Below are 21,351 nucleotides of genomic sequence, written 5' to 3' on the forward strand. Positions count from 1 at the left end.
TACGTTGAGTCTTTCTACCTGCTCAAAAAAGAAAAATGGCTTCTATAAGAAAACCATCATTCTGTTTCATAATCTGCTGATTTTACTATCTTTTCCAAGAGAAACAAAAATATACATCTTTCTCAACGCAGAAAATCATATATTGGCATTGTATAATGTTAACATAGCCAAAAATAACCGTCAACGTTTTTTTGATTTTATGATATAATATCCTTTTTTCTTTTCTACAACCTCAACTTCAGAAAATACTTCTTCTAGTTTTTTTAGCGCAGACGGTGCACCTTGTTTCTTTTGAATAACAATCCAAAGCTCTCCATCTGGAACTAAATACTCCACAGCTTTTTCTAAAATCTCATGTACGATATCTTTACCCGCACGAATTGGAGGGTTAGATAGAATAGCAGCATACTTACCATCTACATTTTCATAGACGCTACTTTGAAAAATACGTATATTCTCGATTTTGTTATTAGCGGCGTTTTCTTTCGCAAGCCCAAGTGCCCTCTCGTTCACATCCACCATGTGAACTTCACGACCTTGAAACTCTTTCGCTAACGACAAACCAATAGGACCGTATCCGCAACCTACGTCTAATATATCACCTTTAATATCTGGCATTTGAAACGCTTCAATTAAAAGACGGGAACCAAAGTCCACTTCGTTTTTCGAGAACACCCCATGGTCAGATAAGAAAGTGAATCGAGATCCACGAAGGGCAAACTCCCATCGCTTACGATCACTTTTACTAGAAGGGTCGTTAGAAAAATAATGGTCTGCCATATGGCCACCTCTTTTCTTTACAGTTAAAAAAAAAGCTCGCATGAGAGCGAGCTTTTTTAAAGCATCAAAAGTTAATTACTTAACTTCTACAGCAGCGCCAACTTCTTCAAGTTTAGCTTTGATTTCTTCAGCTTCTTCTTTAGCAGCAGCTTCTTTGATTACTTTTGGAGTGTTGTCAACTAATTCTTTAGCTTCTTTTAAGCCAAGACCAGTGATTTCACGAACAACTTTGATAACTTTGATTTTTTGTGCACCAGCGCTAGTTAGTTCCACATCAAATTCAGTTTTCTCAGCAGCAGCTTCTCCAGCGCCACCAGCAACAGCTACAGGAGCAGCAGCAGTTACGCCGAATTCTTCCTCGATAGCTTTTACTAAGTCGTTAAGTTCTAATACAGTCATAGATTTAACTGCTTCAATGATTTGTTCTTTAGTCATTGTAAATATCCTCCCTTAAATAGGTTTGTATTGTTTTATCGATAATACGTAATTATCTTTTAAAAAATTAAGCGCCTTGCTCTTCCTTTTGGTCTGCAACTGCTTTAGTAGCAAGTGCAAGGTTACGGATTGGAGCTTGAAGAACGCTAAGAAGCATAGAAAGTAAGCCTTCACGTGATGGAAGAGTAGCGATTGCTTTAACCTCATCAAGTGTTACAAGTTTACCTTCGATTACGCCCGCTTTAATTTCTAAAGCTTCATGATCTTTAGCGAAGTCGTTTAATACTTTCGCAGGAGCAACTACATCCTCGTTACTGAACGCGATTGCGTTTGGTCCTGTTAAGAATTCATTTAACTCAGCCATTTCAGCAGATTCTGCAGCACGACGAGTTAGAGAGTTTTTGTAAACTTTGAACTCAACGCCAGCTTCACGTAATTGCTTACGTAATTCTGTTGCTTCAGAAACTGTTAAACCACGGTAGTCAACAACGATTGTAGATTTACTAGCGCGAAGTTTGTCCGCGATTTCAGTTACAACTTGTTGTTTAGTTTCGATTACTTTGCTCATGTTATTACACCTCCTGTAGATTATATAGAAGATGTACCGAAAGTGCACTAAAAACCTCCATGCCCAACTTGTAGACATGGAGGCATATAGTCACAGAAAAAAGATTCCGCTTCGTATATTAACACCTAGGTAGGAAATTAAGTCTATTGACACCTACTGTCTACGGTACACTAATTAAATTCACAACATAAATGATTATATTAAAACTTCTTTATGAAGTCAACTTCCAAAATTTACGCTAATGTAGAAACGTCTACACGTACGCCAGGTCCCATTGTAGAAGCAACTGTTACGTTCTTCATGTAAGTACCTTTTGCAGCAGCTGGCTTAACTTTTTGTAAAGTGTCAGCAATTGTTTTGAAGTTTTCTACTAATTTAGCATCTTCGAAAGATACTTTACCGATTGGAACGTGGATGTTACCAGCTTTATCAACGCGGTATTCAACTTTACCAGCTTTGATTTCGTTAACAGCTTTAGTTACATCGAAAGTAACTGTTCCAGTTTTAGGGTTTGGCATTAAACCTTTAGGTCCTAATACGCGACCAAGTTTACCAACTTCACCCATCATGTCAGGAGTTGCTACTACTACATCGAAATCGAACCAACCTTGTTGGATTTTACCGATGTAATCAGTATCGCCTACGAAGTCAGCTCCAGCAGCTTCAGCTTCTTTAGCTTTTTCACCTTTAGCAAATACTAATACACGTTGTACTTTACCAGTACCGTGTGGAAGAACAACTGCACCACGGATTTGTTGGTCAGCTTTCTTAGGGTCAACACCTAAACGGAATGCAGCTTCTACAGTTGCATCAAATTTAGCTGTGTTTGTTTTCTTTACTAATTCTACTGCTTCTGTTGCAGAGTAAGCAGCTGCACGATCAACAAGCTTTGCAGCTTCTACGTACTTTTTACCTCTTTTAGCCATTTTTATTTCCTCCTCGAATGTGGTTTTAGCGGAATAACCTCCCACGTTTACGCCTGTTTTCAGGTATAACCTGAGGATGAGCGCCATCCATTTATTTAAAAACGATAATCATTTACGATAATAAAGGTTGCGAATTGGAATTCCAGACCCGCAACCTTTTTTAAAAACAAATCGAATTAGTCTTCGATAACGATGCCCATACTGCGTGCAGTACCTTCAACCATACGCATTGCAGCTTCTACGCTAGCAGCGTTTAGGTCAGGCATTTTAGTTTCAGCGATTTCGCGTACTTTATCACGCTTAACAGTTGCCACTTTATTACGGTTTGGTTCACCAGAACCAGACTCAATACCAGCTACTTTCTTAAGAAGAACAGCAGCAGGAGGAGTTTTAGTAATGAAAGTGAATGAACGGTCCTCAAATACCGTAATTTCAACAGGGATGATAAGACCAGCTTGATCTGCTGTACGAGCGTTAAACTCTTTACAGAAGCCCATGATGTTAACACCTGCTTGTCCTAATGCTGGACCAACTGGTGGAGCTGGGTTAGCTTTACCTGCAGGAATTTGAAGCTTTACCATTTTAATTACCTTTTTAGCCACGAGACACACCTCCTTAAGTCCGTGATGTGGTCAATTGGACAGTGATTTGCCCTCCCACGTCATATTTTATCTGTAAGGATAAAATCTTTCAAAAAACGTCTCCGATAACGAAGACGTACTGACTTAAAAGATATTATCACTTTTTACAATTCATTTCAAGTTTCATTTTATAATTTTTCAATTTGATGGAAGTCAAGTTCAACTGGAGTCTCGCGACCAAACATATCCACAAGCACGCTAACCTTTTTCTTCTCCACATCAATTTCTTCAATAGCACCTGTATAATCTGCGAATGGCCCCTCATTTACACGTACTGTCTCATGAAGTTCAAAGTCGAAATCAACCACTTCGTTGTCCATTCCCATATGTTTCATAATGGTAACAACTTCCTCTTCTAATAGAGGTGATGGTTTAGATCCAGAACCAGAAGAACCAACGAACCCAGTTACACCCGGCGTGTTACGTACAACATACCAAGAGTCATCAGTCATGATTAATTCTACTAATACATAACCTGGGAACACTTTTCTTTTCATTAATTTTTCTTTTCCGTTTTTCATTTCTACTTCTACTTCTTCCGGGACAACAACACGGAAAATTTTATCTTGCATACCCATTGATTCTACACGTTTCTCTAGGTTTGCTTTTACTTTATTTTCATATCCAGAATAAGTATGGACAACATACCAACTTTTTTCCATTCATTTAGGACGAGCGTCCTTCCCTCCCTGACGTACATTTTTTTGCGCAAATGAAAAAACCCGTTCACCGGGCTTTTACACAGTTCTTATAAATAACATTATATCATGGATAAGTGCTTCTTATTCAAGAATTAACCAAGAATTAACCGAATTAAAGAAGAAATGCCCATATCAACTACTGCGAAGAAAATCGCAAAGAACACAACTGTAGCAACAACAGTCGCTGTTGAGCGGAGTAATTCATCTTTTTTAGGCCAACTTACTTTTTTCATTTCGCGACCTACATCGCCGAAAAAGTTCGTTAAACGCATCTGCGGGACCTCCAGTGTATTATTTCAATTATTTATTTTGTTTCCTTGTGAACTGTATGCTGATTGCATGTTTTACAAAACTTTTTTATTTCAAGTCGCTCTATTGAGCTCGTATCTTTCATAGTAGAGTAGTTTCGATTTTTACACTCTTCACATGAGAGTACAACTTTTTTCCTCATTAGTTACACCAACCTTGTAACATTATGTCTCTAAAAATGTATCATACAATAAAAGACAATGTCAATGACATGCATTTTGTACTCTCTACAAAAGAAAACAGGTGATTTATTTTACACCTGCAGCACTTGTTACTTCTTATGAATTTAAAGTTGTACTTTCTCTCATTTCCATATATCGTTCCAATTTCCTCTTTACTCTTTGTAAAGCGTTATCAATAGATTTCACATGCCTGTTTAACTGTTCTGAAATCTCTTGATAAGAACGACCATCTAAATATAAAGAAAGCACTTTTCTTTCTAAATCGCTTAATAATTCAGATATTTTTGATTCTATGTCTGTATATTCTTCCTGGCTAATGATCATCTCTTCAGGATCAGTCACCTTCGCTTCAGAAATAACATCCAATAACGTTCGATCAGATTCCTCATCGTAAATCGGCTTATCTAAAGACACATACGAATTTAAAGGAATATGTTTTTGTCTTGTTGCCGTTTTAATAGCGGTAATAATTTGTCGAGTGATACATAGTTCAGCAAATGCTTTGAATGAAGACAGCTTGTCCTCTTTATAATCACGAATTGCTTTAAACAACCCTATCATACCTTCTTGAACAATGTCTTCTCGATCGGCACCCACTAAAAAGTAAGATCTTGATTTCGCACGAACAAAGTTCTTATACTTGTGAATTAAATATTCTAGAGCGTCAGTATTACCTTTTCGAACTAACTCAACGATTGCCTCATCCTCTAAATCACGAAATGTAACGTCGCCTATACTTACGAAGCCTGCTTCCACCTTGATCCCTCCGACCGCTATTTATTTAGCAATATTATACAGTAAAAAGATAAAGAGCGTCAATGCTTCAACGCTCTCCTCTTCTTAATTTTTCTAATTTTTCTGTAATATCCTTACTAAATATCTTTCGCATGGCGGGCTGCTGTTCTTTCGTGTCTTTTGTACGCCTTCTTACTTGTTGTTCCATCGCTTGTACTTCCAACTCTAATTCACGCGCAGATTTTCGAAGGGCACCTTGCCCAAATATAACCCATTGTTCTGTATAATCAGAAGTCGCAACATATATTTGTGTATTTATATTTCTAAGCTCTATCGCAAGTTGCTCTATCTTTTCGTCTGCAGTTTGATTCTTTCGTGTGAATATTACTTCTACACGAGATTGTTTCATCTTTTTTTCAATACCATGGACTGTATAGGCATCAAAGACTATCATCACTTTTGTGCCTGTATAACCTTGATAATCCGCCATCTTATCAATAAGCGCATCTCTTGATGATTGTAAATCTACATCCCGCAGTTTCTTCAAATCTCCCCAAGCTCCGATAATGTTGTAGCCGTCAACGATTAAAATATCGTTCATTTTTTATTTACCAATTTCGTGACGTTTACGATATACCTCATACATTAACAAACTTGCGGCTACTGAAGCATTTAAGGATGTAACTTTACCAACCATCGGTAGAGTGATTAAGAAATCACACTTTTCACCAATAATACGACTCATACCTTTTCCTTCACTACCAATTACTAATCCAATCGGCATTGTACCATCTAAATTACGGTAATCCGTTTTCCCTTTGGCATCTGTACCAGCAATCCAAAGTCCACGCTCTTTTAATTCATCAATTGTACGAGATAAGTTTGTTACGCGCGCAACAGGAATGTATTCAATCGCTCCTGTTGATGCTTTCGCAACTGATGCGGTAAGTCCCACAGCTCTTCTCTTCGGAATAATAATTCCATGAGCTCCTGTTGCATCAGCAGTACGCATAATAGAACCTAGGTTATGCGGATCTTCAATCTCATCTAAAATCAAGAAGAACGGATCTTCATTACGTTTTTCTGCCACTTTGAATAAATCTTCTAACTCTGCATACTGATATGCAGCTACTTGAGCAATTACACCTTGATGATTACCCTCAACTAATTGATCTAACTTTTTCTTTGGTGCATGTTGTAAAATAATCTTATTTTCTTTCGCTAACGCTAGTACAATTTGTACTTGTCCTTTGGCAGCACCTTCTGCGATCCAAATTTTATTAATATCTCTCCCTGATCTTAACGCTTCAATTACAGGGTTACGTCCGATAATATATTCACTAGTCATGATGATGTGCCCCCTTCCTTTTCTTCTAAAACTGCAATTGCCTTATATACAATTTCGTCTAATCTTTCACGATTATTTAATAAATGATGATAACCAATTAGTGCTTCAAAGGCTGTACTATGTCGATATGTTTGTACATCCGTATTTTTCGGAACTGTACCTGAATTTGCATTACGCCCTCTTCTTAATACCGCCTCTTCTTCCTCTGTCAAAAATGCCGTCTCTAATAAATGATAAACAACTTTCGCCTGTGCTTTTGCTGAAACAAAGCTCGTCCCTAAGCGATGTAATTGATTAGGGCGAACTTTTCCTTTTTGAAGGAGGTGATAGCGGATATATTGTTCATATACCGCATCACCCATATACGCTAACGCCAAGCTGTTTAATTGCTTTGCATCAATCATCCTTATCCTCTTTTCCATCTTGTACCTTGAGCGGTATCTTCTAAAATAATATTACGTTCTTTTAAATCGTCACGAATTTGATCAGACAATGCGAAATCGCGATTTTTACGAGCTTCAATGCGCTTTTGGATAAGCTCTTCAATTTCTTCATCCAGTAATTCTTCTTTTGATAATTCTAATCCTAAAATATCAAATAACGTTTCCAGTTGTTTTACGTATGCTTCAATCACAACTTTAGATGTATGCTCTTCAAGTAAATATTGATTTGCATGATTTGCTACGTTGTATAATTCGGTAATTGCATTTGCAGTGTTAAAGTCATCATTCATTGCCTCTTCAAATGCAGTCTGGAATTTCTCTATTTCAGCTAACCATTTCTCATTATGGTCCGTTAAATCCGTACTACTCTCCATACGATGCTTTAAGTTTCCATAAGCTGTTTTAATTCTTTCCAGTCCATTATTCGTACTTTGTAATAACTCTTCACTAAAGTTAATCGGGTGACGATAGTGTACTGATAACATAAAGAATCTAATTAACTGCGGGTCGTATTGCTTAATAATATCGTGAACTAAAATAAAGTTACCCAGCGATTTAGACATCTTCTCATTGTTAATATTAATATATCCATTATGCATCCAGTAACGTGCAAACGTTTTTCCAGTCAATGCCTCTGACTGCGCAATTTCATTTTCATGATGCGGGAACGCCAAGTCTTGCCCACCAGCATGAATGTCAATTGTATCCCCTAAATACTTACGCGCCATTGCTGAGCATTCAATATGCCATCCTGGACGTCCTTGCCCCCAAGGGCTTTCCCAGAAGATTTCTCCTTCTTTCGCAGCTTTCCATAAAGCAAAATCAAGAGGGTCTTGTTTCTTTTCCCCTACCTCAATACGAGCACCGTGACGTAAATCTGCGATTGGTTGATGTGATAATTTACCGTAACCTTCGAATTCCTTCGTCTTAAAGTACACATCACCCTCTGATTCATATGCATACCCTTTATTCACAAGTTCTTGAATAAATTCAATAATGATATCCATATTTTCTGTTACACGAGGATGAACTGTTGCGTGTTTGCAACCTAGTGCTGTTACATCTTCAAAGTACGCTTCAACAAAACGATCAGCAATCGTTGGTACATCTTCACCTAATTCATTTGCCGCTTTAATTAATTTATCATCTACGTCCGTAAAGTTAGATACATATTGCACATCGTATCCTTTGTATTCTAAATAACGACGCACTGTATCGAATACCATAGGAGGTCTTGCATTCCCAATATGAATGTAGTTATAAACTGTAGGTCCGCATACATACATCTTTACCTTATTTTCTTCTAATGGAACAAACTCTTCTTTTTGACGTGTTAACGTATTATAAATGTGAATAGTCATTTTTATCCTTCCTTTCTACCTTTAATTCCAATTGTTTCTTCAATTTATCAAGTTCTACTTCCATAGCCTTTAATTTATCAAAAATCGGATCTGGAAGGTCAGAGTGATTTAATTCTTGACCAATCTTTACTCCATTTTGAATAACGACACGGCCAGGTATACCTACAACTGTAGAATGTGCAGGAACTTCTTTTAATACGACAGACCCTGCTCCGATTTTAGAATTCTCTCCCACAGTAATAGACCCAAGAACTTTAGCACCCGTCGCAATTAATACATTATCCTGAATTGTTGGGTGCCTCTTCCCTTTTTCTTTTCCTGTACCACCTAATGTAACCCCTTGATAAATCGTTACATTATCACCAATTTCACAAGTTTCTCCAATTACAACTCCCATTCCATGATCTATAAAAAAGCGTCGACCAATAGTTGCTCCTGGATGGATCTCAATGCCAGTAAAAAAGCGGCTCACTTGTGAAACAAAACGTGCAAGAAAGAAAAAATTTCTTTTATAAAAAGCATGTGCAATTCGATGGGCCCAAACTGCATGTAATCCAGAGTAAGTTAAAATGACTTCGAAATAACCTCTTGCCGCTGGATCCTGTTCAAAAACGACTTCAATATCTTCCCGAAGCCTCTTAAACATCGGTGTTCCCTCCCCTTTATGGGCTGCTTTTTTGTCGAACGAACTAACTCCCCTAACTCATCACTTCTCCCCTAATTCTTTATATAAGGAGATAAATTCTATATTCATACCTATTTACACGGTATAAAAAAAAGGCGTCTCTGTCATATTGACAGAGACGCCTTTTAAGCGCGGTTCCACTCTGTTTAGGCTTAAAAAAGCCTCAAACTCATCCATGATAACGGTGTACACCGCTCCTGCTTACTTTGCGGCCTAAGACATCCCACGAAGCAATTCGCTGTTCAGCAGAAGACTCGAAGGGGCATTTCAAAAATCCGCTTATAAACCACTCCCAGCCTAAAGGTGGTTCTCTCTGTAAAAAGCCTGATTTTCTACTTCTCCTTCTCGTCGCTTTTCCTTATTAGGTTTTAGGTATACTTATTATATTTCTAAACCTAGAAAATGTTAACCAATTACTTTTTGAAGACGATTTAAAACTTTTTCTTTTCCAAGAAGTGCAATAGCATTCGGAAGCTCTGGACCATGCGTTTGTCCTGTAGTTGCAACACGGATTGGCATAAATAAATTTTTACCTTTATGTCCTGTTTCCTTTTGAACTGCTTTAATCGCTGCCTTAATTGCTGCTGGCTCCATTGCTTCTAGAGCTTCTATTTGACCAGCAAATGCACGAAGTACTTCAGGTACTTGTTCACCATTTAATACTTCTTGTCCTTCTTCTTCATAATCAACATGATCTTTAAAGAACATTTCAGAAAGCTCTACAATTTCAGCTCCAAAACTCATTTGTTCATGGTATAAAGCAATTACATCACGAATCCAAGCTTGGTCTTGTTCGCTTAAAGTTTCTCCCACACGTCCAGCTTTCACTAAATGCGGTAAGCTTAACTCTACAACCGTATCTAAATCTTGCTTTTTCATATACTGGTTGTTCATCCATTTTAGTTTTTGAGAATCAAATAATGCAGGTGATTTTGATAAACGAGCTGCATCGAACATTTTGATAAACTCATCTTTAGAGAAGATTTCTTCTTCTCCTACCGGAGACCAACCTAGTAGTGCAATAAAGTTAAAGATTGCTTCTGGAAGATACCCAAGCTCTTTATATTGCTCAATAAATTGAATAATAGATTCATCACGCTTACTTAACTTTTTACGACTTTCATTAACAATTAGAGTCATATGACCAAATTGTGGAATATCCCAGCCGAAAGCTTCATAAATCATCATTTGTTTCGGTGTATTTGAAATATGATCATCACCACGAAGTACATGTGTAATTTCCATTAGATGATCATCTACTGCTACTGCAAAGTTATAAGTTGGAATTCCATCTTTTTTCACAATAACAAAATCACCGAAATCATTTGAATGGAACGCAACTTCATCTTTTACAATATCTTTGAATGTGTAGTCACGATCAGCTGGTACACGGAAACGAATACTTGGAATACGTCCCTCAGCTTCAAATTCTTTCACTTGTTCTTCAGTTAATTCACGGTGGTTACCTGCGTAACGAGGTGTTTCACCGCGAGCGATTTGTCCTTCACGCTCTGCTTCTAGCTCTTCTTCTGTCATATAACATTTATAAGCTAGACCACGCTCTAATAAATCTTCATATAATTTTTTATAAATATCTAAACGCTCTGTTTGGCGATATGGTCCAAATTCACCACCAACATCAACACCTTCATCCCAGTCCATACCGAGCCATTTCAAGTATTTTAATTGGCTTTCTTCTCCACCAGCCACGTTACGTTTTACATCAGTATCTTCAATACGAATAATAAATTTGCCATCTAAATGACGAGCAAATAAATAATTAAATAATGCCGTACGCGCATTTCCGATATGTAAGTGTCCTGTTGGACTTGGCGCGTAGCGTACTCTCACTTGCTTTTCCATAATTGGTACACCTTCCATCCTTAATGTCAACACATTCTATAATTGTACACCAAAAAAATGTGATTATCCATCTTACGAATTAAAAACCATCATTTTTTCTGTAATAAAACAACCGCTTGAGAAGCAATCCCTTCTTCTCTACCTGTAAATCCTAATTTTTCTGTTGTTGTTGCCTTTACATTAATGTTATCGATAGACGTTTCTAACAGTTCACTAATGCGCTTACGCATGCTCTCAATATGTGGTGCCATTTTTGGTTGTTGAGCAATAATTGTACAATCTAAATTTCCTAACTCGTAACCTTGTTCACGCACAAATTCCCAAACTTTTTGTAACAATACAGCTGAATCTGCATCTTTAAAAGCTGGGTCTGTATCAGGAAAGTGCTTTCCGATATCTCCTGCTGCAATCGCACCTAAACATGCATCAGCAATCGTATGTAACAATACATCTGCATCTGAATGACCAATTAATCCTTTCTCGTGTGGAATTGTAATTCCACCGATAATCAACGGGCGCCCTTCCGCAAATTCATGTACATCAAAACCTTGTCCAATTCGAAACATCCTTACTTCCTCCTTAAGCTAAACTACTGAGCTTTATGACTCTATATTATATCGCTATCCTTATAAAGAAAAGCCCGGCTGTTGCCGAGCTTTTCTTTATTAACACATCATCAACATTATTTCTTCTGAACACGTAGGAAACTTTCAGCAATTAATAGATCTTCCGGAGTCGTCACTTTAATATTATAGTAACTCCCCTCTACTACACCTACTTGCTTCCCAACACGTTCTACGAGACTTGCATCATCTGTGCCAAGAAAACAACTTTGCTTTGCGCTTCTATGAGCTTCTAGCAAAAGAGAAACAGAGAATCCTTGTGGTGTTTGTACAGCGTTAAGTTGAGACCGCTCTACCGTTTCTACAACAACACCCTGCTCTACTTTCTTAACAGTATCTTTTACTGGCACTGCACAAATGGAAGCTCCATATTTTTCTGCTGCAGTTAATACATCGCGAATCACTTTATTCGTTACGAACGGGCGCGCCCCGTCATGAACAAGAACATATTCGACACCACTCGCATACTGAAGTGCGTTATATACGCTATCTTGTCTTTCGGCTCCACCCTGAATAAATTGTACCTGCTTTTCAATCTGGTACTTCTGCATCAACTCTTCAAAATACGGGCGTTCTTCTTCGTTAATTGCCATAATAATACTTTTGCACGCTTTATCTTTTTCAAAAGCACGCAATGTGTGCACAATAATTGGTACCTCATCTATAAGTAAAAATAACTTATTTTTACCAGCACCCATTCGTTTCCCTTGGCCCGCTGCCGGAATAATTAATGTATACATATTAATAATCCTCTACTTATAATGCTTTTTCTAGCAATTTACGTTTTGCGAAAATCATACGACCAGCCGATGTTTGTAATACGCTAGTAACAAGTACATCAAGTTGTGAACCCACATACTCTCTACCATCTTCTACTACAATCATCGTACCATCATCTAAGTATGCAACACCTTGATTCTGTTCTTTACCATCTTTCACAACATAAACACTTAATTCTTCACCAGGGAGTACGACTGGTTTAATCGCATTAGCTAAATCATTAATGTTTAACACCGTAACCCCTTGTAATTCAGAAACTTTGTTTAAATTGAAATCGTTTGTTACTACAGTTCCACCAGTGATTTTTGCCAACTTTACAAGCTTGCTATCTACTTCTTGGATATCATCGAAATCGCCTTCATAAATTTCTACCGGAATTGGCATCTCCTTTTGAATACGATTTAAAATGTCTAGTCCTCTGCGGCCACGATTACGCTTTAAAGCATCTGAAGAATCGGCAATATGCTGAAGCTCTTCTAATACGAATTGTGGAATGACGATTGTTCCTTCTAAAAACTTTGTTTGGCAAATATCTGCAATACGTCCATCAATAATTACACTCGTATCGAGAATTTTCCAATGAGTCGTAGATTTTTCCGCTTCGACCTCTACCTCTTCATTCTCACTATTGTTTTTCTTTTTACCTCCGCGTTGGGGTAATGTAAATAATCCTAGCAATTCATTCCTCTTTTTAAATCCTACTTGGAATCCTAAATATCCAAGTAAAAGGGTGAAGAACACTTGCAACACCGTACTAATAACTGGAATTGTAAATTCACGAATTGGTATCAAAATTAAATATGCAACAATAAGACCAGAGATTAATCCTAATGTACCAAATAAAACATCTGCTACGGGCGCCTTTACAAGAGCCTCTTCAATATGCTTAATAAGTTGAACAATATAATCTACAAGCCAAAATGTTGTTAAAAATAAAATAATTGCACCAATAATTGCACGAACATACGATCCTTCCAACAAAGGAACCGCACCGATATCTAATACATTAATAATTTTTGGGATTAAGTAAATCCCTAACGCTCCCCCGATCACTAAAAAGAAGAGCTGTACAATCCGTTTTAACATCCAACCACCTCCTACTCATTATTAACCATTGTTTCGCTAATCAAAACGCCGAATGCAAAAGCGGACGTGTTTTTTTGTAAATAGTTTTATTTACCAATATATCATATCATATACCAAAAATGTTCTAGTGTCGTTATATTATAGAATCAATGTAATATTCTTAATTGTGTCTACTCATATAGAGATGCTCTTGAATTCTTTTTAGACCTTCTCGTATTTTCTTCGCTCTCACTTCTCCAATTCCTTCCACATCATCCAATTCATTAATAGTTGCTCGGCAAACACCTTGCAATGTTTTAAATCGATTAATTAAATTCTCGATAATAAGTGGCGGAACACGAGAAATCTTGCTTGTGATTCGGTACCCTCTAGGTGTCACACTTTCTTCTAAGTTTGTTTGTCCTGGATAGCCAAGTAATTTAACTAAATCACTATCCTCTAAAAGTTGTGTATTTGCAAGATCTTGTAACTTTTTCAAGATTTGATGATGGTCTTGTGTTTTCTCCTGGTGATAATCTTTAATTAACAATGCTGCCTCTGCCTCTAAATCAGCTAGTAATTCTGTAAGCTGTAAACGAATTAACCTACCTTCTGTTCCTAGCTCATGAATATAGCTCAATATTTCATTTTTTATACGCAGCACCATTTCAACACTATGTAAAACGTGAACCACCTCGGACATTGTAACGACCTCTTCAAATTCTAGAATACCCAAATTCGTAATGCCGTCATTCCATACAGCCTTATATTTTTCTAGCGTTTGAATTGCTTGATTTGCTTTTGTTAAAATGACACCTATATCTTTTAATGTATAACGTAAGTTCCCTTGATATAGCGTAATTACATTACGTCTTTGTGAAATGGCCACAACAAGGCTGCCCGTCTGTTTTGCTACACGCTCTGCTGTTCGGTGACGCATACCTGTTTCAATAGAATCAATAGATGAATCCGGAACTAACTGTGCGTTTGCAATTAAAATTTTACTTCCAGTTTCATTTAAAATAAGTGCTCCATCCATTTTTGCTAATTCATATAAACTAGCAGGAGAGAATGCGCAATTAATATGAAAACCACCATCAACAATGCTTTTAATCTGCTCATTATACCCAAGAACAATTAGTCCCCCTGTTTGTGCGCGAAGTACATTATCTATCCCTTCGCGCAGTGGTGTTCCCGGGGCCACGAGCTGTAAAATATTAATTATACTTTTGACACGTTGCTTATTTTCTTCCATAGCCTAGCCTCCTAATGTCAAACGAAGCGCTTCTCCTAAATTAGAAACACCTACAACCTCAATCCCCTCTGGAATTGTCCACCCCCCTAAATTTTTTCTAGGAATGATAGCACGTTGAAATCCTAATTTAGCTGCTTCTTGTACACGTTGTTCGATTCTTGATACTCTTCTTATTTCTCCAGTTAATCCAACTTCTCCTATTACCGCATCAGTTGGTGCCGTAGATTTATCTCTAAAACTTGAAGCTATACTTAAGGCAACAGCTAAATCAATTGCCGGTTCATCTAATTTCAAACCACCAGCTACTTTTAAATACGCATCTTGATTTTGTAATAGTAAACCTGTTCTTTTCTCTAGTACCGCCATAATAAGCGAGACACGATTATGATCAATTCCTGTCGCCATTCTTCGAGGATTTCCAAAACTAGTAGGGGAAATTAATGCCTGTATTTCTACTAAAACTGGTCTTGTTCCTTCCATTGAGGCAACTACTGTTGAACCTGCAACTCCAACTGGTCTTTCCTCAAGGAAAATTTCAGAAGGATTTAAGACTTCTGCAAGGCCAAGTTCTTTCATTTCAAAGATACCCATTTCATTCGTAGAACCAAAACGATTCTTTACAGCTCGTAAAATACGATATGTATGGTGTCGATCTCCTTCAAAGTAAAGAACTGCATCGACCATATGTTCTAGCATACGCGGTCCCGCAATTGCACCTTCTTTTGTCACATGCCCTACGATAAAAATTGGGATTCCCTTTGTTTTTGCAAGTTTCATTAATTCTGCTGTACATTCACGTACTTGCGCCACACTACCAGGAGCTGATGTCACTTCAGGTAAATGTATCGTTTGAATAGAATCAATAACAACAAAAGCAGGATTCATCTCTTCAATATGTGCTGCAATACGCTGTAAATCTGTCTCTGATACAACAAATAGATTACTACCATTTACATGTAAACGATCTGCACGAAGTTTAATCTGCTTTGCTGACTCCTCACCTGATATATACAATACATCATATGAAGCATCTGCTAATTGCGAGGAAATCTGTAATAATAACGTTGATTTTCCAATCCCAGGGTCCCCACCAATAAGTACTAAAGATCCATCTACAATTCCGCCACCTAGTACACGGTTAAACTCCTGAAATTTTGTTTCAATACGTGCCTCAGACTTTGTTTCTACTTCTGTAAGACGTCTTGGTTTTGTTACTTCTGTTTGAATTGCATTTGCATAATTTAGGCGTCTGGATGATACAACGGGTTCCATCTCTTCAACAAGCGAATTCCATTGACCACACCCTGGACATTTACCCATATATTTTGGTGATTGATAACCACACTCTTGACATGTGAATTTTGTTTTCTTTTTAGCCATATCTTTTTATATTTCACTTCGCTTTCATCTATAAACATTTGACCTTCTCGTACAAGAAAGAGGGCTATCTCGTAGCCCTCTTAGTTTGTCTATACTTATTTTACCTTTTCAGCACTATGAATGACAAATGTTTCCCCTTCTACATCAAAGATAACTTTTTGCCCTTTCTCAATAGCACCTTTTAAAAGTTCTTCCGATAGTCTATCTTCTACATGCTTCTGAATTGCTCTACGTAGTGGACGAGCACCATATTCACGATCAAACCCTTTATCAGCAATAGCTGCAATCGCCCCTTCTGTTAATTGCAATTCAATTTCTTGTTCTTTTAAGCGATTCACTAACTGATTTACCATAAGAGTCACAATTTCTTGAATATGTTTTTTCTCAAGCATATGGAATACGATAATTTCATCAATACGGTTTAAGAATTCTGGACGAAATGCCTTTTTCAGCTCATCCATTACTTTACCTTTCATATCCGAATAATCACGGCTTTCATCTTGTACGTTAAATCCAAGATGTTTGTTACGTTTTAACGCCTCAGCACCAACGTTAGACGTCATAATAACAATCGTATTACGGAAGTCAACTGTACGTCCTTTAGAATCAGTTAAACGACCATCTTCCAATACCTGCAGTAAAATATTAAATACATCGGGATGCGCCTTCTCTACTTCATCTAATAGGACAACTGAATACGGCTTACGACGAACCTTCTCTGTTAATTGTCCGCCTTCTTCATACCCAACATATCCTGGAGGAGAACCAACTAAGCGAGAAGTTGAATGTTTCTCCATATACTCAGACATATCAATGCGAATCATTGCATCCTCATCACCGAACATAGATTCTGCTAATGCTCTTGCTAATTCTGTTTTACCTACACCTGTTGGTCCTAAGAAAATAAATGAACCAATTGGACGTTTCGGATCTTTTAGTCCTGCTCTTGCACGACGAACAGCTTTCGCTACAGCCACTACCGCTTCATCCTGGCCGATGACACGATCATGAAGAATGGATTCTAAGTTTAATAATTTATCAGTCTCTGTTTGTGCAAGTTTAGAAACAGGGATACGTGTCCATGTAGAAACGACATTTGCAATATCTTCTACCGTAACCTCTGAATTTTCTTTTCCTTGTTGCTCTTTCCACTGACGCTTTGTATCTTCCAATTTCTCACGTAAGCGTTGTTCCATATCACGTAAGGAAGCAGCCTTTTCAAACTCTTGACTTTGTACAGCCGCATCTTTTTCTTTTCGAATTTCCTCAAGCTTCACTTCAAGCTCTTTTAAGTTTGGTGGTGTTGTATAAGAGCGTAAGCGAACCTTTGAAGCAGCTTCATCAATTAAATCAATTGCTTTATCCGGTAAGAAACGATCCGTAATATAACGATCAGAAAGTTTTACAGCTGCATCAATTGCATCATCTGTAATAGACACACGGTGATGCGCCTCATAACGATCGCGTAAACCTTTCAAGATTTGAGTTGATTCTTCTAGACTCGGCTCATCAACATGAATTGGCTGGAAACGTCTCTCTAAAGCTGCATCCTTTTCAATATATTTACGATACTCATCTAAAGTTGTCGCACCAATACATTGTAATTCTCCGCGTGCTAAAGATGGTTTTAAAATATTTGATGCATCGATTGCACCTTCTGCTCCACCTGCACCGATTAATGTATGAAGTTCATCAATAAATAGAATAATATTCCCTGCTTGACGTATTTCATCCATTACTTTCTTTAAACGATCTTCAAACTCACCACGATATTTCGTCCCAGCTACCACTGTTCCCATATCTAGTGTCATAACACGCTTATCTCTTAACGTTTCAGGAACTTCATTATTTACGATTTGCTGTGCTAACCCTTCAGCAATTGCTGTTTTACCTACACCAGGCTCTCCAATTAACACTGGATTGTTTTTTGTTCTACGGCTTAACACTTCAATTACACGTTGAATTTCTTTACTACGTCCAATAACAGGATCCAAACGATTCTCACGTGCAACAACTGTTAAGTCGCGCGCTAAACTGTCTAGTGTCGGTGTATTGGCATTTGTCGATGAACCACCTTGGTGACCTGAACTCGCTTCGTTACTTCCAAGAAGTTGTAACACTTGTTGTCTTGCTTTGTTGAGGCTTACGCCTAAATTATTTAAAACACGTGCCGCTACACCTTCACCTTCACGGATTAAGCCAAGTAAAATATGTTCTGTTCCAACGTAAGAATGTCCTAGCTTACGCGCTTCATCCATAGACAATTCAATAACTTTTTTAGCACGAGGTGTATAATGTACAGTTTGAGAAGCTTCTGTTCCACGTCCAATTAACGCTTCTACCTCTTTTTGCACTTTTTCCGGGCTCAATCCAAGAGCAATTAACGCTTTTGCTGCAATTCCTTCACCTTCGCGTACAAGCCCAAGTAAAATATGTTCTGTTCCAATATTATTATGCCCAATGCGAATTGCTTCCTCTTGAGATAAAGCTAATACTTTCTGTGCTCTTTCTGTAAATCTTCCAAACATCATAGAAATCGCCTCCTACTTGCGCTTAGTTTTTTTCAATACGTAATCGCTCACGGATTAAGGTTGCTCTTCGATAATCTCTTTCTTCTGGTCCTAAAGGTCCTCCTGCGTATTGTTGTAAAATACCTGGTTGCGTAAGAACCATTAGCTCAGTCAAAATATTTCTCGATATACCTTTTATATATCCTAGATCAATACCAAGCCGTACATCCGATAAGCAAGTTGCCGCTTCTGCAGATTGAATTAAACGACTGTTTGCTAGTATACCGTAAGAACGATAAACCTTATCTTCAAGCTCAATACTCGAATTTTGTACAATTAATTCTCTGGCCAATTTTTCTTGTTGTATAATTTGCTGCATGACACTCTTTAAATCTGCAATAATATCTACTTCGGATTTCCCTAGCGTCATTTGATTTGATACTTGAAATATATTACCTAACGCTTCGCTACCTTCACCGTATATTCCTCTTACTACTAAACCTAATTTTTGAATTACTTGTATAATACGGCTAATTCTTTTTGTTAAAACCAGCCCTGGTAAATGAATCATTACAGAAGCTCTTAATCCTGTACCAACGTTAGTAGGACAACTCGTAATATATCCAAGTGATTCATCAAAAGCATATTCAACCTCTTTCTCAATCCAATTATCTATTTGATTAGCGCTTTGAAGCGCCTTTGATAACTGTAGCCCTGGAAATAGGCACTGAATCCTAATGTGGTCTTCCTCATTAAGCATCACACTAATGTGTTCGCTTTCTGATAACAGACATGCTCCATATTCGGTCCCTGCGAGATTTGGACTAATTAAATGCTTTTCGACTAAAACTCTTCTTTGAAGAGGCGTTAATTCATTCATTTTTAATAATCCAAACTTCCCAAAGGGCTCTACCGATTTATTTATAAATTTCTTTTTAAATAATTCTTGAACCTGTTGAGCTTCCTCTTCGTTTTGCATAGTAGAAAATTGATATTGCTTAAAATTACGAGCCAAACGAATTCGACTACTTAAAACAATATCAGAATCAGGGCCATCCCCCTTCATCCATGGACTAATCGCTTCATTCATAATTTTGTCCAGTGACATAGAACTACTCCCCCTCTCTATGCTCACTAAGCTGAGTTTCAAGCCCTCGAATTTCATCTCTTACCTCAGCAGCTTTCTCAAACTCCTCATTCTGTACATATTGTTTCAGAATAAGTTTTAGTTCATCTAATTCTTTCTTTAAGTGGATATTTCCTTCCATTCGTTCCGGAATTTTTCCACAATGTTCTGTATGTCCACCATGAAGTCGCTTTAACAATGGGTTTAAGTGTCCTTTAAATGTATCGTAACAAGAAGCACAACCAAAGCGTCCCACTTTTGTAAAATGTTCATATGTCATCTTACAATCTGGACATCTTACTGTATTTGTATTTGAAAACCCGTTTTTTTCTTCTCCAAACATTGTTGATTCACCGTGTAATAAACCAGCAAATACATCATGAAATGAAAAGTTAGACTGTGATGATTGAAAGAAAGACGTATAGCCACTTTGCTCTGCACATTGCTCACAAAGATGAACTTCCGCCTTCTTCTCGTTGATTACTTTTGTATAATGTAAAGTTGCTGGTCTTATATTACAGTTTTGACAAGTCATCAATATCCCCACCTTTACAACAGGAACGATCTACCTCATGATACTTTTCATACATTACTAGATTGTCCTCTTTCCTTAATCCATTTAGATAAAAGTACATGCTCTTTTTCAAAACTTCTACAATATTTAACTGCCCTATCTTAATTATCATTCTTTTACAAAAGCTGTATTTATTTATATTTCAGTGTTCTTAACATTGCGCATAATATTCGAGCCCTAAGTTCATCTCGAGAAGGAATATCCATTGATAATACAGAACGATCTAGTACACTTAACATTAGTTTTGCTTCACGGCCTGTTATGATTCCCTCTTCTAATAAACGTATAATCATATTCTCTGCATTCCCTTGTGCAACGCTATGATCAATCATATGAAGCATTTGATCAATAATGTCTATATCATCATGCAGTTTGACTTTTATAATGCGAATGTAACCTCCTCCACCACGTTTACTTTCTACTATAAATCCTCTTTCTAATGTAAAACGGGTATTGATTACATAATTGATTTGAGATGGTACGCACTCGAATCGATCCGCAATCTCATTTCTTTTGATTTCAATCACATTATTATTACTTAAGTCAATAACTTGCTTTAGATATTGCTCAATGATATCAGATATATTTCTCATTTATCCGCCACCTTTATTGACTTTGACTATCTTTGACTTTAATTATATACGTATTAATAAAATTTGCAACTCTTTTGCTTATTCACTATCCTAGCCACATTCCCCTGCATTTAATCAAAATAGTAATTATTTAAGCACATTTTTTTAATTACTATGGATTATAAAAGAAAACACGAAAAAACACGAGTCATTTGACTCGTGTTTAGTTGCTTGGCGACGTCCTACTCTCACAGGGACAAGGTCCCAACTACCATCGGCGCTAGAGAGCTTAACTTCCGTGTTCGGTATGGGAACGGGTGTGACCTCTCTGCCATCATCACCAAACTATGAAGGCATATTCCTTCAAAACTAGATAACATTGCTTCATATTATATGGTTAAGTCCTCGATCTATTAGTATTCGTCAGCTCCACATGTCACCATGCTTCCACCTCGAACCTATCAACCTGATCATCTTTCAGGGATCTTA

Annotated in this window: 24 protein-coding genes, 2 rRNA genes and 2 other annotated features; all 26 genes read right to left on the bottom strand. The window is 37.4% G+C overall.

Annotated features, from left to right (window positions below; genetic code table 11):
• Positions 1 to 180 precede the first annotated feature (180 nt).
• The gene (locus GBN78_RS12245) at positions 181 to 780 is read right to left on the bottom strand and encodes a class I SAM-dependent methyltransferase (protein ID WP_000763262.1); all 600 of its coding nucleotides are present in this window, start codon (positions 778 to 780) and stop codon (positions 181 to 183) included.
• Positions 781 to 855: 75 nt separating this feature from the next.
• Positions 856 to 1,215: a 50S ribosomal protein L7/L12 gene (gene rplL, locus GBN78_RS12250; RefSeq protein WP_000159736.1), complete on the bottom strand. Its 360-nt coding sequence runs from the start codon at positions 1,213 to 1,215 to the stop codon at positions 856 to 858.
• Positions 1,216 to 1,282: 67 nt separating this feature from the next.
• Positions 1,283 to 1,783 carry a 50S ribosomal protein L10 gene (gene rplJ / locus GBN78_RS12255; protein ID WP_000048716.1) on the bottom strand — a complete coding sequence of 167 codons (501 nt, stop codon included), beginning with the start codon at positions 1,781 to 1,783 and terminating at the stop codon, positions 1,283 to 1,285.
• Positions 1,784 to 1,822: 39 nt separating this feature from the next.
• Positions 1,823 to 1,967 (bottom strand) — a sequence feature (ribosomal protein L10 leader region).
• A 49-nt stretch (positions 1,968 to 2,016) separates the two neighbouring features.
• Positions 2,017 to 2,709: a 50S ribosomal protein L1 gene (gene rplA / locus GBN78_RS12260; protein WP_001987630.1), complete on the bottom strand. Its 693-nt coding sequence runs from the start codon at positions 2,707 to 2,709 to the stop codon at positions 2,017 to 2,019.
• Positions 2,710 to 2,885: 176 nt separating this feature from the next.
• A complete protein-coding gene (rplK, locus tag GBN78_RS12265; RefSeq protein ID WP_001085872.1) occupies positions 2,886 to 3,311 on the bottom strand; it encodes a 50S ribosomal protein L11 in 426 nt (141 codons plus the stop codon).
• Between the two features lie 167 nt (positions 3,312 to 3,478).
• Complete coding sequence (gene nusG, locus GBN78_RS12270; protein WP_000415794.1) at positions 3,479 to 4,012, bottom strand: transcription termination/antitermination protein NusG; 534 nt, start codon at positions 4,010 to 4,012, stop codon at positions 3,479 to 3,481.
• 131 nt (positions 4,013 to 4,143) lie between these two features.
• A complete protein-coding gene (secE, locus tag GBN78_RS12275; RefSeq protein ID WP_001241323.1) occupies positions 4,144 to 4,323 on the bottom strand; it encodes a preprotein translocase subunit SecE in 180 nt (59 codons plus the stop codon).
• 32 nt (positions 4,324 to 4,355) lie between these two features.
• Entirely contained in the window at positions 4,356 to 4,502 is a 147-nt protein-coding gene (gene rpmG / locus GBN78_RS12280; RefSeq protein WP_014481927.1) for a 50S ribosomal protein L33, read from the bottom strand.
• Positions 4,503 to 4,638: 136 nt separating this feature from the next.
• Complete coding sequence (locus GBN78_RS12285) at positions 4,639 to 5,298, bottom strand: RNA polymerase factor sigma-70 (protein WP_000387193.1); 660 nt, start codon at positions 5,296 to 5,298, stop codon at positions 4,639 to 4,641.
• Positions 5,299 to 5,365: 67 nt separating this feature from the next.
• The gene (locus tag GBN78_RS12290) at positions 5,366 to 5,878 is read right to left on the bottom strand and encodes an NYN domain-containing protein (protein ID WP_000997886.1); all 513 of its coding nucleotides are present in this window, start codon (positions 5,876 to 5,878) and stop codon (positions 5,366 to 5,368) included.
• A gap of 3 nt (positions 5,879 to 5,881) precedes the next feature.
• Positions 5,882 to 6,625, bottom strand: coding sequence for a 23S rRNA (guanosine(2251)-2'-O)-methyltransferase RlmB (rlmB, locus tag GBN78_RS12295; RefSeq protein WP_000200237.1), 744 nt, complete (start codon positions 6,623 to 6,625; stop codon positions 5,882 to 5,884).
• Positions 6,622 to 7,029 (bottom strand): Mini-ribonuclease 3, encoded by a 408-nt coding sequence (locus GBN78_RS12300; protein ID WP_000564261.1) that lies wholly within the window; start codon positions 7,027 to 7,029, stop codon positions 6,622 to 6,624. Before GBN78_RS12300 ends, rlmB begins: the two co-directional genes overlap by 4 nt.
• Before the next feature lie 2 nt (positions 7,030 to 7,031).
• Positions 7,032 to 8,429, bottom strand: a complete 1,398-nt coding sequence (gene cysS / locus GBN78_RS12305) for a cysteine--tRNA ligase (protein WP_000152276.1) — start codon at positions 8,427 to 8,429, stop codon at positions 7,032 to 7,034.
• Complete coding sequence (gene cysE, locus GBN78_RS12310; RefSeq protein ID WP_000476497.1) at positions 8,410 to 9,075, bottom strand: serine O-acetyltransferase; 666 nt, start codon at positions 9,073 to 9,075, stop codon at positions 8,410 to 8,412. Before cysE ends, cysS begins: the two co-directional genes overlap by 20 nt.
• A gap of 150 nt (positions 9,076 to 9,225) precedes the next feature.
• Positions 9,226 to 9,472: a binding site (T-box leader), on the bottom strand.
• Between the two features lie 47 nt (positions 9,473 to 9,519).
• Complete coding sequence (gltX, locus tag GBN78_RS12315) at positions 9,520 to 10,977, bottom strand: glutamate--tRNA ligase (protein WP_000415143.1); 1,458 nt, start codon at positions 10,975 to 10,977, stop codon at positions 9,520 to 9,522.
• Positions 10,978 to 11,066: 89 nt separating this feature from the next.
• Complete coding sequence (ispF, locus tag GBN78_RS12320; RefSeq protein ID WP_000488391.1) at positions 11,067 to 11,543, bottom strand: 2-C-methyl-D-erythritol 2,4-cyclodiphosphate synthase; 477 nt, start codon at positions 11,541 to 11,543, stop codon at positions 11,067 to 11,069.
• A 116-nt stretch (positions 11,544 to 11,659) separates the two neighbouring features.
• Complete coding sequence (gene ispD, locus GBN78_RS12325) at positions 11,660 to 12,340, bottom strand: 2-C-methyl-D-erythritol 4-phosphate cytidylyltransferase (protein WP_000288286.1); 681 nt, start codon at positions 12,338 to 12,340, stop codon at positions 11,660 to 11,662.
• A gap of 16 nt (positions 12,341 to 12,356) precedes the next feature.
• Positions 12,357 to 13,466, bottom strand: a complete 1,110-nt coding sequence (locus GBN78_RS12330) for a PIN/TRAM domain-containing protein (RefSeq protein ID WP_000919677.1) — start codon at positions 13,464 to 13,466, stop codon at positions 12,357 to 12,359.
• Positions 13,467 to 13,626: 160 nt separating this feature from the next.
• Positions 13,627 to 14,700 (bottom strand): DNA integrity scanning diadenylate cyclase DisA, encoded by a 1,074-nt coding sequence (disA, locus tag GBN78_RS12335; RefSeq protein ID WP_098300482.1) that lies wholly within the window; start codon positions 14,698 to 14,700, stop codon positions 13,627 to 13,629.
• Between the two features lie 3 nt (positions 14,701 to 14,703).
• Positions 14,704 to 16,080, bottom strand: a complete 1,377-nt coding sequence (radA, locus tag GBN78_RS12340) for a DNA repair protein RadA (protein ID WP_001085202.1) — start codon at positions 16,078 to 16,080, stop codon at positions 14,704 to 14,706.
• 95 nt (positions 16,081 to 16,175) lie between these two features.
• On the bottom strand, positions 16,176 to 18,611 hold the full coding sequence (gene clpC / locus GBN78_RS12345) for an ATP-dependent protease ATP-binding subunit ClpC (RefSeq protein WP_000971184.1): 2,436 nt from the start codon (positions 18,609 to 18,611) through the stop codon (positions 16,176 to 16,178).
• Positions 18,612 to 18,633: 22 nt separating this feature from the next.
• The gene (gene mcsB, locus GBN78_RS12350; protein WP_000050843.1) at positions 18,634 to 19,698 is read right to left on the bottom strand and encodes a protein-arginine kinase McsB; all 1,065 of its coding nucleotides are present in this window, start codon (positions 19,696 to 19,698) and stop codon (positions 18,634 to 18,636) included.
• Positions 19,699 to 19,702: 4 nt separating this feature from the next.
• A complete protein-coding gene (mcsA, locus tag GBN78_RS12355) occupies positions 19,703 to 20,251 on the bottom strand; it encodes a protein-arginine kinase activator protein McsA (protein WP_000128397.1) in 549 nt (182 codons plus the stop codon).
• A 170-nt stretch (positions 20,252 to 20,421) separates the two neighbouring features.
• Positions 20,422 to 20,883 carry a transcriptional regulator CtsR gene (gene ctsR / locus GBN78_RS12360; protein WP_152127439.1) on the bottom strand — a complete coding sequence of 154 codons (462 nt, stop codon included), beginning with the start codon at positions 20,881 to 20,883 and terminating at the stop codon, positions 20,422 to 20,424.
• 208 nt (positions 20,884 to 21,091) lie between these two features.
• A 5S ribosomal RNA gene (rrf, locus tag GBN78_RS12365) occupies positions 21,092 to 21,207 on the bottom strand.
• Positions 21,208 to 21,255: 48 nt separating this feature from the next.
• Positions 21,256 to 21,351: ribosomal RNA gene (locus GBN78_RS12370) — 23S ribosomal RNA — on the bottom strand; the annotation flags it as partial.

Source organism: Bacillus sp. B2-WWTP-C-10-Post-4 (genome assembly GCF_009183805.1).
Lineage (GTDB): Bacteria > Bacillota > Bacilli > Bacillales > Bacillaceae_G > Bacillus_A > Bacillus_A cereus.